The following is a 15,010-nucleotide window of genomic DNA, read 5'->3' on the forward strand; positions in this document are numbered from 1 at the left end:
TGTTTCCCTCCGATTAGGCGGCAATACTGCCATACTATCAACAGTCTATGCTACGTATCCAGGTGTGTCAAATGACAAAAGACGGGCTAAGCGCCCGTCTTTTCAAGGAATATGAACGTAATGTTATCTGATCTGCGTTGAAGCTTGATTTCCGACTAAATACGCACAAATGTTCCCAATTATTTGACTTCAATATTAAGAATTTTCTCTACATTGATATCCTTATGATCATTTTGCTGAAGCTCGAGTCTGATCTCATGTTTACCTGCCGCTAAATTGGTCAGTGTTAATGGACCCGTTTTGCCAATCATCGCTTTCTGCTTACCATCCACGTACAAATGCAAATGTCCTTCTCCCTGTACGGCTTTCTGATCCATATGATCCGCTATCTGAAAGTTACTTGTCTGATACGTGATCGTAACGTTTCTGCCCTCTACTTTATAATCGGCATCGATGGCTGGCTTGGCGCCCGAGACCACCGTCTTCACACTGCTTTCCGTCTTCCCTTGAGCCACTGTAGTCGCTGCCTTGGGATCCTTCAAGCCTGCTGCACCGCTACTAGCAACTTCCTCTTTGGAACCGCATGCTGTAGTTAATGCTCCTAGTACAATTAAAGCAGCTGCGCCGTAAATCCACGTTTTTCTCATCAGCATTTGCACCCTTCTCCCATAAGTTTGGACATCCTATGTTCCTTATATATGAGTGACAAGCTGGTTCCATTCCATGATTATGAGAAAAGTGGGACAAAATAAATAAAACATATTTTGGAGCGATGGGATGTTAGATAAAAAAAGACGCCCCTTAGCTATAAGCTAGGACGTCTTGGTCTTGAGGGAGAAATGCGATTTAGAAGCTGTATTTACTTCCCTCATGTTGTTGTTTACTGAGATAAGAGCTTTCACCTGCCGTCGAGGTCTGAGTACCTGTTTGACTGCGGGAAGCGCTGGTAGAACTTGCTGTTTTGCTAGCAATGCCAGCATTTTCAGATGCGCTGTATCCGGATGATGCGGAATAACCTTGAGATTGACCGTAGCCAGATTGTCCGTAATTCTGGTCTTGAAAATTTTGTCCTTGCTGGTTGCTAATATAGGCTTGCTGTTGACTTGTCTGGTTTGGTGAAGACTGTGTATGGGTTGAATAGCCTTGCCCTTGATTATTGTATACCGCATTAGGATATTGGGAGGCACTAATCATCGGTTGAATTGGTGTTTGTGTTTGGTATAAAGCTGCAATTTGGTTTTGTTGTTGACTCTGCTGCTGATGTTGTTGCTGCTGGGCTATAGTCATCTGGTCTTGCTGCTGAAAGCTCGCCGCGTTGGATTGACTCAAATTTTGTTGTACAAAGGACTGCAGCTGAGCTGCGGTCTGGCTTTGTTTCTGCAGCTCTTGCTGAATTTGCTGCTGAGGAGCAGCTTGAATCTCATATTGGCCAAGCTTCTGGATTTCCTGAAATACGGCAGCTTGATCCTGCAGTGTCTGTTGCAGTAACGACTGGAAGGTCTGCCTGATCTGTGGATTAGCAGCCTCCAAAGCTGCAGTCGTATATTCACGAGCACAGCGTTTCAACTCATTTAAAACAAAGTTTGCAAGGTCCTCGTCTTTTAATTGTACTTGTTGCTGGTGAGATTGCTGCTGCTGTTGTTGATACGGGTTTTGCTGATACATGCTTCTTACACCTCCTATTTATGTGCGAATTAATGGGTAATGCCTGATTGCTGCTGTAGGGTGTTGATGAGGACGCTAATGTTTTGCAGTCGCTCCTGAGAAAGATGAGACAAGGTTTGTTTCAAGGACTGACTTTGGCTGTTCACCGCTCCTTGTACACAAAGCTTTGCTAACAACTCCTCATTTTTCAGCGTATCCGCTAGGTATAAAAGCTCTTTGCCGGAAATGTTTTGGTTCCCTTGATTGCTGTACATGTGAATGTTACCTCCTTTCCATTCCTTTCTCGTAGGTTTCCCAAAATATTCCGTTTTATGTACCGTTGGTAAAAAAAGTTAATCAAAATCTTGAAAAACTAGGTCTCATGCAGCTTCAGCTGTATCAAGGTTGTACATCATACAACTTTGGTGAAGCTAATTGGTGCTATCTACCCGATTGTTGTAAAAAATACAACATGTCCGGCCTAAAATGAGCGCTTTGAACAGAATTGGGTAAAGTTCTTGTACAAATCTCGACTCCCCACTGGGAAGAAAACAAGAAGAAAAACTGCCCCCACAGCACGTTTGAACTGTAGAGAGCAGTTTTCCTGTTAAGAGGCGGGCTGAGCCGGTTTGCCGGCATAGGCATCCACCAATTTCTGTATTTCTGCGGATGTAAGCAGGTACGCCCACTGACCGCCTTGCTTCGCCAACCAGACTTGATCTTGGCTTAGCTTGCCTTCATAGATCTCGGTGACCTCTTTGCCATCTACAGACAATCCAAGCTCTACTTTGAGCTCACCGCCCGCAGCTGGCTTCTGAGCCGCTGGCTGTGGAAGCTCAGCACTGTGCAGGAAGATCAGCTCATCCAGCAGCGGATTCGCCTCCGCGCCTTTCAGCTCTTTATCACCAAGCTTCCAGTTCGCCTCAGCAGCCACCTTGTCTTTGTCTGTTTTGGTAAGCGTCCAGGTCTGACCTTTCCACGTCAGCTTTACGCTCTGCACCTTGTCGCTCTCGAATTGGAATGGACTAGCATCAGTAAAGTCTACCGGTTCTTTGCTGAGGGCAGAGAGCGACTGATCACTCACCTGATACACAGCAGGAGATCCCTCCACCTGAACATAGGAGAAGCCTTCAATAGGAAGAGCCGTACCCACCAGCAGTCCTTTCTTCGAGCCGTCTTTTAACGTAACTTCATAAGTTCCAAGCGGCTTATCTAACCCATAGTTGGATAGATTACTTACCTGATCTTCAACTAGTTTCGTTGATGTCACCAGTCCGAGGGCATCCAACCATGAACCCACTTGATTCGTATTGATCGGCGCTGCTGCAGGGCTTTTCATCTCCCATCCGCTGCCGCTCCGTGCTAATTCGATCTGCTGCGCCTCTGTTTTTACATGAATGGACTGCACGTCTTCTTGCTTAAGTGTGATGAGCGATTTCGGGTCATCTTTTTTCTCTTGAAAGAAGTCTTTGCTCGAAGCGTACCAAAAACCGCCGATACAAATAACGACTAACAGAATCGTAGGAATAAACCGTTTCATCCTCGTCTCCTCCTCCACCAGATCAAGCCGCCAATGACTAGGAACAAGAGCGGTAAGAACACGATCGTTACGAGGAAAATAGTATTCGCTTGGCTAGGCGTAATCATCGCTTGTTGGAACGCATCCCCTTGACGCGGACGGATCGTGATCTGATCCTTCTGTTCCTGCAGCCAGCCGATACTGTTCAGAGCAAAATCCTTGTTGCCTTGATTCTGAATATCTTCATCTAGTACAAACGTAGATCCGCCTAGAATGACAGCTTTAGGCTTGTTATCCTTGTTAGCAATCGCATAACCCAGATTCAGCGGTCCTTTGACATCTGTCGCATCCTGCTTAGTTTTGGATTGTGCAAGAAGGTTGATATCTGTTTCCCCGTAAGCTTTATCTGTTGTTTTCAAAAGCAGAGACTGGGTGTAGTCTGGTGCACTTTCATCCGCATTCAAACTTACAGCCAGCGACAACATCGTAATCAAATTATTGCTGGACAGCTTGTTGGTAATGTCATGGGGGCCATACTCCGGAATAATCGTCAACGGATCATAGAGCGACGTTTGTTTCGCTTCAATCGCAATCGCATGTTGATCCTGAATGCCGTATGTTTTCATGATCGCATCGATATTTTTCCACTTGGTCGCCATATCTTTATTGAAGCCTAACGCCATATAAATCTTGCCTTTATCCTTCAAATAAGCCTGGATCAGCGCAGCTTCTTTATCATTCAGGTCATTTTGCGGGCCAAGCAGCATGAGCATCTGCGCATCGTCCGGTATTTTACCCTCAACGAACAGATTAAGGTCCTTCACGACATAATTAGCGGCTTCCAGACTGCTTTTCAAAATGGTCATGGCATTCAGTGGATATTCCTGATGACCGGAAAGCAGATAAACCGTGTGCTTCTCTGTGGACGTGAGGCTCTTAATTGCCTGGGTGAACTTCTCTTCTCCTGAGAACGTGTAGGAGCCATCCTGTTGGCCTACAAACAATTCATAGAAATTGATATTCTGCTTTTTAGAACCCATTTCAAAAATAATCGTTCCGCCTTGATCGACACCATACTGCTTGGCCATCGAAGGTTGTTTCAGCATATCGTATTCATCATACGTAATCTTACCGCTTTGCTTCTTATATTCGGTCACCATATCGGTGACTTGTCGCGTCACAAAACCGTTGTTGTCCCCACTATTCGTAAAGGCAACGATGTGAATATCTTGATTTAAGTTTTTGAGTGTGGCAACTGTTTGCTCGGAGAGCGTAAAGCTCTTATTTTTCGTCAAATCGACCTGAAAGCCTTTCAGCGAATGAAGGAAGATCGTCAGTATAATGAAAATGCCGATAACGGCGATCGATAAAACAGTCGCATTAGTTCCCCGTATCCACTTATTCATCCCGCTCACCTCCAACGCTTTCTTTCAAGGACTTGTATGCAAAGAACCAGGAACACAGCTGTTAATGTGATATAAAAGAGGATGTCTCCACCGTGCAGGACGCCCTTTTGCAAGTTCGTCAGATGGCTCGTCAATGAGAATTGAGCGACATAATCCTTCAGCTTGCCTGTCATGCTGCCGCTTACCCAATCAAGCAGCCACAGCAAAAGCAGTATAACAAAGCCTGAAATACCGGCAACCATCTGATTGTTGGATAAACTGGAAGCGAACAAGCCAATGGCCATCATCGCGCAGCCTAATAGGAACATACTTAGATAGGACAGCCACATAACTGGCTTATCCAACGTTCCGAAGGCAGACATAATGAGCGGGTAGATCAAGCTGATCCCCACTAGCCCCACTTGTACAATAAAAGCAGATAAATATTTACCCAGCACGATTTCACCAATACCTGCTGGTGAAGTCAGAAGCAGCTCATCGGTACCTTGACGGAACTCATCTGCGATGAGACGCATCGTTAAAAGCGGGATGATAAATAGGTACACGAATGTGGTATTTCCAACAACGGAACGCGCATCCACAATCGGTGGCTGGCCGTTAACGAAGTTGATGTAGAAGAAGAAGCTCGATAGCAGCACATAGAAAGCGAATGCCACGTAAGCAACAGGTGAAAAGAAATACATTTGCAGCTCTTTCGAGCAAATGGCCCAGACTCTACGCATCGGTGTCTACCTCCTCCTTCGGAGTGCTATCGGCTTCGGCAGGTTCATCCGTCGTCAACTTGAGGAAGATATCCTCTAAGCTGAGGCTTTCCCGCTTCATCTCTAGGATCGGGTAGCCTGCGCCTGCCAAGCGGAAGAACAACGCCTCGCGGATATCGGAGCGATCCGCGGAGGTGACGAGCAGCTTCACAGTATCGGCTGCTGCTGGTGGTTCAGTCGTCGCTTCTTTCGATGCCTCCTCGCTGATGAACACATCCTGCGCAGCAGGCGCAGCGATAGTTGCAGCGTCGCTCGGCGCGCCGACTTCTTTCACTTCTGCGACCGCCTCTAGGCTTCGCAGCTCCGTCAAGATCCGCTCGCGAGGTCCCTTGACCTCGAGCGACACCTCGAACGTCTCGCCCATCGTGCGGCCGAGATGCTCAGGGCGCTCGTCGAGAACCACGCGGCCTTGGTTAATAATGAGAACGCGGTTGCAAATCGCGTTAATTTCCGGGAGAATGTGCGTGCTCAGCAGCACCGTATGGTTCTCCCCCAGCTCATGAATTAGCTGGCGAATCTCGATGATCTGCTTCGGATCGAGGCCAGACGTGGGCTCGTCCAGGATAAGCAGATCCGGTTGGTGCAGAATCGCTTGCGCGAGGCCCAAGCGCTGCTTGTAGCCCTTAGACAAGGAGCGGATGATTTGCTTCTCGCGGCCTTGCAGACCTAGCTTGTCGATCGCTTCGCCGACACGCAGCTTCTGCTCCCGTGCAGGCACATCGCGAAGATTCGCGATAAATCGTAAGTAAGCTTGCACCGTCATCTCTGGATAGAGAGGCGGCGTTTCGGGTAAGTAGCCGATTTTGCGGCGTGCTTTCTTCGGGTTATCAGCCATGGAGTGACCATCCACCCATATTTGACCATGCGTAGGGTTCAAATAACCCGTAATCATGCGCATCGTCGTTGTTTTGCCAGCACCGTTCGGCCCTAAGAAGCCAACGATCTCACCGCGCTGCATCGAGAAATCGATGTTATGTACGCCGCGATCATTTTCGTACAGCTTGCTGACTTGTTTGACCTCAAGCATCCAAGATCCCCCATTTCTACTCGTTCATATAACCATCATCACTATACCCGTGGAACAATAAACCAACCTTAAGCAAATCTGAAAAATAGATTAAAAATTTGTGTCTGAATTGTGAACGAATAAATGGGAGGAGGGGATGATGGAAGGCTAAATCGTCGAATGCTAGAAAGCCAGCTGAAATGTGTATAAATAATAGAACTCCCTAACTGTTAGGGAGTTCTATTATTTATGACATCATGATGAGGATTAAATGATAGCCTAGAAACCTAACATTTTAGAGATCTTTTCAAGTAGTCGTTGCTGTGATGTCAATTGTTGAGATATGTCATCATAGCGTTTGTTTAGTGATTCCGTAGTAGCAAGCATTTCACTTCGGATTTCTTGTTCCAACATTTCACTTACCTTTTGCGTGTGAAGATGAATTAAATTACGCAGGTCCTTTACATCCTCCGAAACGCCTTCATATCGTTGGTTCAGTAACTCCGTTGTGGCAGTAAGTATTTCACCTTTGGGATCTTGATCCGAAGCTTCAGTTACCTTTTGATGAACAGTTTCGATTACTTTTCGCAGCTCCGTTACCTCTTTAGATATGGTGTCATATCGTTGGTTCAGTAACTCTGTTGTGGCAGTAAGTATTTCACCTTTGGGATCCCGATCCGAAGCTTCGGTTACCTTTTGCTGAACGGTTTCGATCACTCTTCGCAGTTCCGTTACTTCTTCAGATACGGTGTCACATCGTTGGTTTAGTAACTCCGTTGTGGCAGTAAGTATTTCACCTTTGAGATCTCGATCCGAAGCTTCAGTTACCTTTTGCTGAACGGTTTCGATCACTCTTCGCAGTTCCGTTACTTCTTCAGATACGGTGTCATAGCGTTTGTCTAGCGATTCTGCAGTAGTAAGCATTTGAATTCGGATTTCTTGCTCCACCACTTCGCTTACCTTTTGCGTGTGAAGATCGATCAGATTGCGAAGGTCCTTTACATCCTCTGAAACACCTTCATAGCGTTGGTTCAGTAACTCTGTTGTAGCAGTAAGAACTTCACCTTTGAGATCTCGATCTGAAGCTTCAGTTACCTTTTGCTGAACGGTTTCGATCGCATGCTGCAACCCTGTTACTTCGGTAGAAACACCCTCAATTTGTCTTTTCAGCAATTCAATTGTGGAAACAACCTCACTCTCTGATTTCTTGTTCCAACATCTCACTTATCTTTTGCGCGTGGAGATGAATCTCATTACGCAGGTTATTTACATCAGCTGAAACGACTTTATAGCGTTGGTTCAGTAACTCCGTTGCAGCAGTAAGTATTTCACCTTTGAGATCTTGATCCGAAGCTTCCGTTACCTTTTGTTGAACGATGTGGATCGCATTCTGAAGCCCCGTTACTTCGGTTGAAACACCCTCAATTTGTCTGTTCAGTAATTCAAGTGTGACAGCAACTTCACTTCGAATGTCCTGTTCGAACACATCAGATACATGTTGGGTTAGAATCTGGATCACGTTTCGTAATTCCGTTACTTCTTCAGAAACGCCCGAAACTTCAATAACCTTTTGTGAAAGCGAATGGATGGTGCTACAAAGTTCCGCGACTTCATTAGTTAATTGAACGAACTGAGCGTTTGAATGATCCACAATAGGTGGTAAAAGCATACTACCTGCTATAGTCGATATACCAACCTTTTGATTCAGGTCGATATGGTCCTTTAAATTCCTTGGGGATTTATTCGCTTCTATCTTTCGCGTGAGGAGCTGTACCCTGTTACTTAATTCCATTGTTTCTTTGCTTAATTGCAAGTTGGAGTTGTTTACAGAAGGAGGTAAATTGGAGCTAGGAACAATAGTAGGTGTAGGAGGTAACGACTTTTCATCATTGAGTGCGATAATTGCCTTCCGACGCATTTCCTGTAAATGTTCTTTTATAAATCTAAGCGGCTTATTGGCATCGCTCATCTTGGAAATGATCTCAAAAATTTCGATGGCTTCTTCTGTGTACCTTAGGGATCCCCCTACAGCTTTAGTCGGAAGAAATTCGCGAAAATAATTTGACCATTCCACCACAGCCGCTCGCGTTTTTCCGATCTTACCAGCGATCTCAGTGAATTTATATGTCCTTTTCATTGTTATCTATCGCCATCCTTTCTTCTTATGTCCATTAGGCTTAGGCATTAGCTGTAACATATTATTCAGGACATTAAACAAATGACAATAAATGAGGGAAATATTTAGCACTGCGCTTTTTTTCTCCAGAAAACAACAAACCCAGTACCTATGCGGCACTGGGTCTGTTTTCCACACTATAGATCCTCTACTTCACCAATTGACCGCGAGTTACACCAAGTTGGTTCGTCGCTTTCAACGAACGCCATACTTGCGTACCGCTAATCTCACCGTCAATCGCACGGCGGTACAAGTCAAGAATTTCGCGCACCTTGTCTGACGTCTCTTCAAGGAACTCAACACGGAAGGAACGGATGCCCAGATCCATGAAATGGCTCAAGTACTCAGCACCAGACTGATCCACGGCGTTGTACACCGTATTACGGCAGCCTTCATCGACACGAACCGGATGGGACATACCGACACGGTCTTGCAAAGAAACGCTGTGATCCTCACAAGGACGACCGCAGTTTGTAAAGTCTGTGCCCTCGCTCAGGAACGTACAGTACACGCAGTGCTCTGTATGGAACATCGGCATGTGCTGATGAATAACAACCTCAAGCTTCGAGGTCTCAGTGCGGCGAAGCAAATCGACCATTTGCTGAATGTTTAAATCGTACGAAGGTGTAATCTTCGAAAGACCCGCTTCTAGGAACAAGGCAGCCGTTTTGTGGTTGGCCACATTGAGCGAGAAATCCCCGATTAACTGCGGTTTCGGCGCGTCCGGATTTTCCAACCGATGCTTTAAGAAGAAGTAAGCTGCGCCCGTATTGCGGATCAATACTGCATCTGGATTTAGCTTTAATATATGGTTAAAATAGCCCGTCTCCCCTGGCATGTGAATACGCGGTGTCACCAAGGCAATTTTGCGACCGGCTGCACGAACAGCTTCCACGGCCGCAGGGAACTGCTTAATAAATTCGAAATCCGCATATATAAACTCGATTTCCGTTGTTTCAAGAACAGCCTTCACCTGATCCAAGTTACGGCAAAGCGCAGTAAGCTCTACAGCCTTGCGTTCCGCTAGGGAAAGCGCAGGAGCATTCGCGGCAGCGTTGGTGATAGCTGCCTCAGCAGCTGACTGGATCACGTCGTCATACACGCCGATTTCACGCTTCAAGTAAGCCGGTGGCTTCTGCCGCTCGTCTTCCATCAGCTCGACAGCCATGCGGCGCATACTGTTAAGTTCACGCATCGGCACGATAAGCTCGCCGGTCAGCTGCAGATCCAGCTGACTGAGCTCATAAATCGTTCCGCCAAGGCGTCCGAACTGCTCCGTAAAGAGCTGTTCGTCCATCGGTCTTTTCTCCGCGCGAACCAGCGGAAGCTCGGATTGTACGAAGACGGTATGTCCCCCTTGAATATCCGTCCACCAGCTTTTGAGCGGCTCGCCTTCTACGCCGCTTACCTTCACGCTTACCGGGAAAGTCCGGTAAGGCTTGTCTGTCTCGAACGTCTGGCGCAGGCGCTTGTCCAGCTGTGGATCATTCGTCTTCCAGATGCGGTCCCCGACATGCAGACGGCCTAGCTCCACATCATTGCGTCCCATAATGATCTCGATGAGTCCGCCCTCGGCTTCACCTTCGAGCTTCTCTCCCTTGCGGCGCAAATCGTAGATGCGCCCGCCTTCTTCCTTCTTCGTCGGATCCCCGGCGTCGAAAACAAGCCCGTCACCGCGTTTGAGCGGCGCCTCTAGCTCACAGATCACCCCATCGCGCAAGATCTGCTTGATGCGGCCCACGAAAACCCCACGGCTCTTCGGAAACGTGCCGTCGACAAGCTGTTTATTGTTGGTTCCATTCAAAAAACCAACCGTAAATCCACGCGAGAAGCTTTGCTGAAGCTCACGAACCTCTTCTTTGGTCGGACGAGCATCCTCCCCATCGAAATAACGGTCAATCGCACGGCGATACTTGCTCACGACATTGGCCACATATTCAGGGGTTTTCAGACGCCCTTCAATTTTGAAAGAGCGTACGCCGGCTTCAATAAGCTCCGGAACGATCTCTATCGCTGCCAAATCCTTTGGCGACAGCAAATACGTGACATCGCCCATCGGCTTTTGCACGCCGTCGACCATCAGATCATACGGCAAGCGGCATGCTTGTGCGCATTCTCCACGGTTAGCGGAACGTCCGCCCCACATTTCAGAAGTCAGACACTGACCGGAATAAGATACGCAAAGCGCACCATGCACGAATACTTCCATCGGAAGCTTCGCTTGATCGCCGATTTGTTTAATCTGCTTCAAGTTATTTTCGCGCCCTAACACAACGCGTTCAATATCGAACGGCTTCGTAAACTCAACCGCCTCAGGCGATGTAATCGTCATCTGTGTGGATCCGTGAATCGGGAAATCCGGAGAGATCTGACGTATCATTTTAACCAGACCAAGATCCTGTACAATGACCGCATCCACACCGGCGTCCACACATGCATCTATCAATTGCTTCGCATCATTCAATTCTTCCTCAAACACGAGGATGTTGAAGGTAAGAAAGCCCTTTACCCCATATAGATGAAGAAACGACATAATATCCGGCAGTTCAGCCATCGTAAAGTTATGCGCACGTGCTCTAGCATTAAATTTCTCCACACCAAAAAACACGGCATCCGCCCCATTGGCAACAGCCGCTCTCATACAATCCCAATCCCCCGCAGGGGCCAACAATTCTATATCTTCTCTGCGTATCGTACGCATGGCAGCAAATCCTTTCAATAATAGATCCTCGGGTAACCTCAAAGTCTTCTCTTTAGTGTAACAGAAAGGATAGGTAGGAATCTAGGGCGGGGGGGTAATTACAAACTTAGCCAATATCCGACAGTCGCAACCATGTTGCCAAACGTTTCCTCCCCAAACAGAAACCCTTTAGAAGTTAACAAAGCTTCCTATGAATGCTATAATGGCAAGGATAGTGACCTTTTTAGTAATTGAGGGATACCTTTGGTTTTGTCGAAAATTCGTGTTCTTAAGTTATTGATCGGACTAGGCGTCATCAGTAGCCTATTACTCATTGTCCTTCTTTTATTTTTGCCAAAAGTAGATGAAACCAAGCTTCTCTATGCGACGAGCGGGGATCTTTATGATGCGGCAGCCTATGGAAATTTCCAGCAAACCTTGCAAGCAGGCGTTCACATTGACAAACAAAACCTGCCTTCCTTATCCACGAACCAGCTTCGTAAGTACGATGCAATCTATCTGGATCCTGCCCTTTCGCAAGATGCCGGGTGGGTGGAACAAGTTCCGAAACTCGTAGCATTCGTGAAGCAGGGCGGACATTTATTAGTGGAAAATGGGTTCTCAACCAGCTTTGCACCGGAATTTCTAGGTGCTACAGAGGTTGTGGATTTAAAAAAAGTGCCGCTTACGAGCTTGGGTGGACCCCAATTGGCAGCATCAACACAGAGTCTGAGCTACCCGCAGGTGCCTGTTAATCTGCAAGGTATACAGCAAACTTTTCAATTGTTTAGCCAGAGCTACCTCAAACATAATTCACTGGAAGACTTGCCCGGCTTTAACTTGGGATATGGCTTCGTTCCTTCTACTGGTCAAACGATAGTTGCCATGAACATGGCTGGAAAGCCTGTTTCGCTTGTTATGCAGAACCGCGTTGGAAAAGGCACCGTGCTGATCAGCAGTAACTTTCTGCCTAACCGGTATTTCCTAACAGGCTACGACATGATGAGCGGCATGGATCCGATGCTAGGCTTCTCTCAGCTGGCTGCAAAGTACCAAGCAGAAATGAAACGAGTTCCGGGAACGACTTATTTCAATAGAAAAACGCTGCCGATTGAGCCTTACTTTAACTTTGCTTTTGCTGCAGCGAACATGCAGTATCGCAGTGAGCTGCTCGCTTATGTATCGAAAGAAACACTTGGTTATAGTGTGAAAAAAATCCTTGGCCCTTACGGAAGGCCTGCGATGGCCTTTCAGAATCATTTTGAGGCGATGCCGGCAATTGGGCAAAAGGACGGCATTGCTTGGGCGGAGAAGCTGAAGGAATATAACGAGATTCCCTCGTTTACACTCGTGCGGAACGCCTTCTACTGGGGGCAATGGCGCGAGAGCGTGACGGTGCAACTTAACACGGGGACGAGCGCGCAGCCGATGTTCGTCGGAGAGCTGCCTGGCTCGGGTTACGCGAGCGGGCTGCACGTGATGGCTGCCGGCAAGCCCCTGCGGCAGGCTTTGTTTCCACAATATCGCGATCTGTCGAGCGCGATTGAGCTGCCTTACCGCGCGTACCCGACGGCCGCGGATATGAACGGCGACGGCCGCACGGACCTCGTCGTCGGCAGCAGTGACGGATTCGTGTATGTGTACACGAATCAAGGCGTGGACGCGGCGGCCTACGCGAGTGAGCCGCTGCCAGAGGGCTTGGCGCTGCCCGACACGTTTGGCGCGCCGGTGAAGCTGTTGCTGGAGTCCGGCGAGCCGCTCCAGCTTGTCCCTTACAGTGCCGTTCACGCCTCAGACGTGAACGGGGATGGCCGCACGGACCTCGTCGTCGCAGACGAGTCCGGGGCGGTACGGCTTCTGCCGCAGCTCGCTAGCGGCAGGTTCGCGAAGCCCGCGGCGCTGCTCGCGGGCGGGAAGCCGCTGCAGCTGCCCGGAGGGCCTGCAGCCCCGAGCGTCGCCGACGTCGATGGCGACGGCAAGCTCGACCTTGTCCTAGGCGGAGCCGATGGACAAGTGTGGCTCTACAAGGGCCGTAGCGCAGCGGCCCTCACACTCGAGCAGGGCAGCGCACTATTCCCGCTGCCGCAGCATGCCACGCACGCCGCACCATCCGTGCGTGACATGGGCGGCGACGGCCGACTCGATATCGTGGTCGGCAGCAGCGACGGGGACCTGCAAGTGTATCTTCAAGGCGCTGATGGCGCTTGGGCGGATGCGGGTCCCCTACAGGGCACATCCCTGAACCAAGTCGGCGATCACGCCTTGGTAGCTGGCCACTACTCCGTCCCGCTTTGGATAGATCTTAATCACGACGGTAAAGACGACCTGGTCGTCGGCGGTATCGAATTCGGGTCCCCCGTTTCGATCGACGACCCGCAGTTTCCTTATCAAGCGGAGCTCCAGGAGTTCATCCAATACGCGCGTGACAATCATTTACAAATCGATCCCCACGTGTTCGTGCATAGTTTCAAAAGTGCTGAACAGGAGCGCACCGAGCTTTCCCTTCACAAGAAAGCATTCGAAAAGCTCGGCATCCCTTGGCTGCACCTTGGAACAAACCAACACACGTGGCGCATCAATAACATAGACCACCATCAAACACTGGAAAATGAACAGCAGCAAGGATTATGGTACAATTTCGGATTCTTATCGCCCGATTCGCCTGTTATTCCGCGTCCGGAAGAGATTTGGTCGCTTCCCTTCCTATTACAGGATAAACAAGGGAATACCGATCAAACGATGTTGATTCATACACCGACGCCGGTGCTGCGAACAGGAGACTATGCGACGACAGATGTTTTCGAATCGATGGTTAAATTGGATATGCCGATTGATTATTTCGAGCACATCGAGTACCATTTTCCCGTACCATCCAAAGTTGCTGATTTAACCGAATTCGCTGACTACTTTGACAAGCTTCGTACAAAGCATAATTATAACTTTATGACCGAAACACAGATGGCCAAGTCATTCTTAACTGCTTTGAAAAGCGAGGTTCGTATCAGTCATTCATGGGCCTCTTATTTATGGGACAAGCTGAAAGATCGTTTATCAGGCGGCAGTCCTCATTTTCATGCCACTTTGACACCGAATACCGACAAGGTGCCAAACCTGGCTGGTGAGTACGCTACGACACTGGGTGTCGTCATCGAAAAAGGCGAAAAACTTGCCCTATACTCCCTACAAGGTGATTCGGATATTTATACGACAATTGACAATCGATTCTATCTAGGTTTGGCTAAGCCATCCTCCATCGGTATTGGAGCGACCAAGGAAAAGTTCCACGTCGTGCGTTCTAATGTCCCTTTTGAGCTGACACAGCAAGGAAACACTCATCAATTAGTCCTGAAATCAGCAGGTCTGCAGCAAGTGAAGGTATTCAGTCCTACGGAGCTACTCTTTGACGGATCCGATGCCAAGATCGAGTATGACGCCCAAACACATATGTACACCATCACCCGATACGGTGATTTGACGACACTTTCTTTTACCGCAAAGTGAACTAACGTTCCTTTATCTTATTACCACTTTTATGTTAACCAGGAGGCTTTCCAACATGTCTAATGAAGAATTATTAGCGCAGCTTGAACAGCATATTCGCGAGCGTTATGAAATTGCTGAGGATGACGATGATTTTGACGTTGATGTTCATCTGTTTGATTATGGGTTCATTGACTCCATTGGCGCCACAGCGCTTATCGCCCATATCGAAAAAACATACAGCATCCAAGTGACGAATCAAGATTTAATGCTGTACTCCATGAACACGGTGAGCGAAATTGCCGATTTTATTTCCAAGAAGACTGCGAGGTAACCCA

General features: G+C 48.0%; 12 protein-coding genes. 2 read left to right on the top strand and 10 right to left on the bottom strand.

Features of this window, described 5'->3' with window-relative positions:
* Positions 1-179: 179 nt before the first annotated feature.
* The 10 genes from QFZ77_RS03980 to QFZ77_RS04025 all read right to left on the bottom strand — a co-directional run bounded on the left by QFZ77_RS03980 (position 180) and on the right by QFZ77_RS04025 (position 11,213).
* Positions 180-653, bottom strand: coding sequence for a DUF6130 family protein (locus QFZ77_RS03980; protein WP_307436405.1), 474 nt, complete (start codon positions 651-653; stop codon positions 180-182).
* Positions 654-846: 193 nt separating this feature from the next.
* The gene (locus QFZ77_RS03985; RefSeq protein WP_307436407.1) at positions 847-1,665 is read right to left on the bottom strand and encodes a spore coat protein; all 819 of its coding nucleotides are present in this window, start codon (positions 1,663-1,665) and stop codon (positions 847-849) included.
* A gap of 29 nt (positions 1,666-1,694) precedes the next feature.
* Positions 1,695-1,919: a hypothetical protein gene (locus QFZ77_RS03990; RefSeq protein WP_307436410.1), complete on the bottom strand. Its 225-nt coding sequence runs from the start codon at positions 1,917-1,919 to the stop codon at positions 1,695-1,697.
* Positions 1,920-2,251: 332 nt separating this feature from the next.
* Positions 2,252-3,184 (bottom strand): DUF4340 domain-containing protein, encoded by a 933-nt coding sequence (locus QFZ77_RS03995; protein ID WP_307436413.1) that lies wholly within the window; start codon positions 3,182-3,184, stop codon positions 2,252-2,254.
* Positions 3,181-4,569: a GldG family protein gene (locus QFZ77_RS04000; RefSeq protein ID WP_307436415.1), complete on the bottom strand. Its 1,389-nt coding sequence runs from the start codon at positions 4,567-4,569 to the stop codon at positions 3,181-3,183. Before QFZ77_RS04000 ends, QFZ77_RS03995 begins: the two co-directional genes overlap by 4 nt.
* A gap of 5 nt (positions 4,570-4,574) precedes the next feature.
* Entirely contained in the window at positions 4,575-5,291 is a 717-nt protein-coding gene (locus tag QFZ77_RS04005; protein WP_056832306.1) for an ABC transporter permease subunit, read from the bottom strand.
* The gene (locus QFZ77_RS04010; protein WP_307436418.1) at positions 5,284-6,357 is read right to left on the bottom strand and encodes an ABC transporter ATP-binding protein; all 1,074 of its coding nucleotides are present in this window, start codon (positions 6,355-6,357) and stop codon (positions 5,284-5,286) included. Before QFZ77_RS04010 ends, QFZ77_RS04005 begins: the two co-directional genes overlap by 8 nt.
* A 258-nt stretch (positions 6,358-6,615) precedes the next feature.
* Positions 6,616-7,509: a hypothetical protein gene (locus QFZ77_RS04015; RefSeq protein WP_307436421.1), complete on the bottom strand. Its 894-nt coding sequence runs from the start codon at positions 7,507-7,509 to the stop codon at positions 6,616-6,618.
* Between the two features lie 19 nt (positions 7,510-7,528).
* Positions 7,529-8,473 (bottom strand): hypothetical protein, encoded by a 945-nt coding sequence (locus QFZ77_RS04020; protein WP_307436424.1) that lies wholly within the window; start codon positions 8,471-8,473, stop codon positions 7,529-7,531.
* A 187-nt stretch (positions 8,474-8,660) separates the two neighbouring features.
* Positions 8,661-11,213 carry a U32 family peptidase gene (locus tag QFZ77_RS04025; protein ID WP_307436426.1) on the bottom strand — a complete coding sequence of 851 codons (2,553 nt, stop codon included), beginning with the start codon at positions 11,211-11,213 and terminating at the stop codon, positions 8,661-8,663.
* A gap of 249 nt (positions 11,214-11,462) precedes the next feature.
* On the opposite strand from QFZ77_RS04025, the gene QFZ77_RS04030 reads away from it, so the two are divergent.
* Both QFZ77_RS04030 and QFZ77_RS04035 read left to right on the top strand, forming a co-directional pair.
* Positions 11,463-14,693, top strand: coding sequence for an FG-GAP repeat domain-containing protein (locus tag QFZ77_RS04030; RefSeq protein ID WP_307436429.1), 3,231 nt, complete (start codon positions 11,463-11,465; stop codon positions 14,691-14,693).
* A gap of 55 nt (positions 14,694-14,748) precedes the next feature.
* Positions 14,749-15,006 carry an acyl carrier protein gene (locus QFZ77_RS04035; RefSeq protein ID WP_029194863.1) on the top strand — a complete coding sequence of 86 codons (258 nt, stop codon included), beginning with the start codon at positions 14,749-14,751 and terminating at the stop codon, positions 15,004-15,006.
* The last annotated feature ends 4 nt before the right edge of the window (positions 15,007-15,010 follow it).

This window comes from Paenibacillus sp. V4I3 (genome assembly GCF_030817215.1).
Taxonomy (GTDB): domain Bacteria; phylum Bacillota; class Bacilli; order Paenibacillales; family NBRC-103111; genus Paenibacillus_E.

Excerpts from the sequence above, each read along its gene's own strand:
- QFZ77_RS03980 (WP_307436405.1), bottom strand. The coding sequence starts at position 653 with ATGCTGATGAGAAAAACGTGGATTTACGGCGCAGCTGCTTTAATTGTA.
- QFZ77_RS03985 (WP_307436407.1), bottom strand. The coding sequence starts at position 1,665 with ATGTATCAGCAAAACCCGTATCAACAACAGCAGCAGCAATCTCACCAG.
- QFZ77_RS03990 (WP_307436410.1), bottom strand. The coding sequence starts at position 1,919 with ATGTACAGCAATCAAGGGAACCAAAACATTTCCGGCAAAGAGCTTTTA.
- QFZ77_RS03995 (WP_307436413.1), bottom strand. The coding sequence starts at position 3,184 with ATGAAACGGTTTATTCCTACGATTCTGTTAGTCGTTATTTGTATCGGC.
- QFZ77_RS04000 (WP_307436415.1), bottom strand. The coding sequence starts at position 4,569 with ATGAATAAGTGGATACGGGGAACTAATGCGACTGTTTTATCGATCGCC.
- QFZ77_RS04005 (WP_056832306.1), bottom strand. The coding sequence starts at position 5,291 with ATGCGTAGAGTCTGGGCCATTTGCTCGAAAGAGCTGCAAATGTATTTC.
- QFZ77_RS04010 (WP_307436418.1), bottom strand. The coding sequence starts at position 6,357 with ATGCTTGAGGTCAAACAAGTCAGCAAGCTGTACGAAAATGATCGCGGC.
- QFZ77_RS04020 (WP_307436424.1), bottom strand. The coding sequence starts at position 8,473 with ATGAAAAGGACATATAAATTCACTGAGATCGCTGGTAAGATCGGAAAA.
- QFZ77_RS04025 (WP_307436426.1), bottom strand. The coding sequence starts at position 11,213 with ATGCGTACGATACGCAGAGAAGATATAGAATTGTTGGCCCCTGCGGGG.
- QFZ77_RS04035 (WP_029194863.1), top strand. The coding sequence starts at position 14,749 with ATGTCTAATGAAGAATTATTAGCGCAGCTTGAACAGCATATTCGCGAG.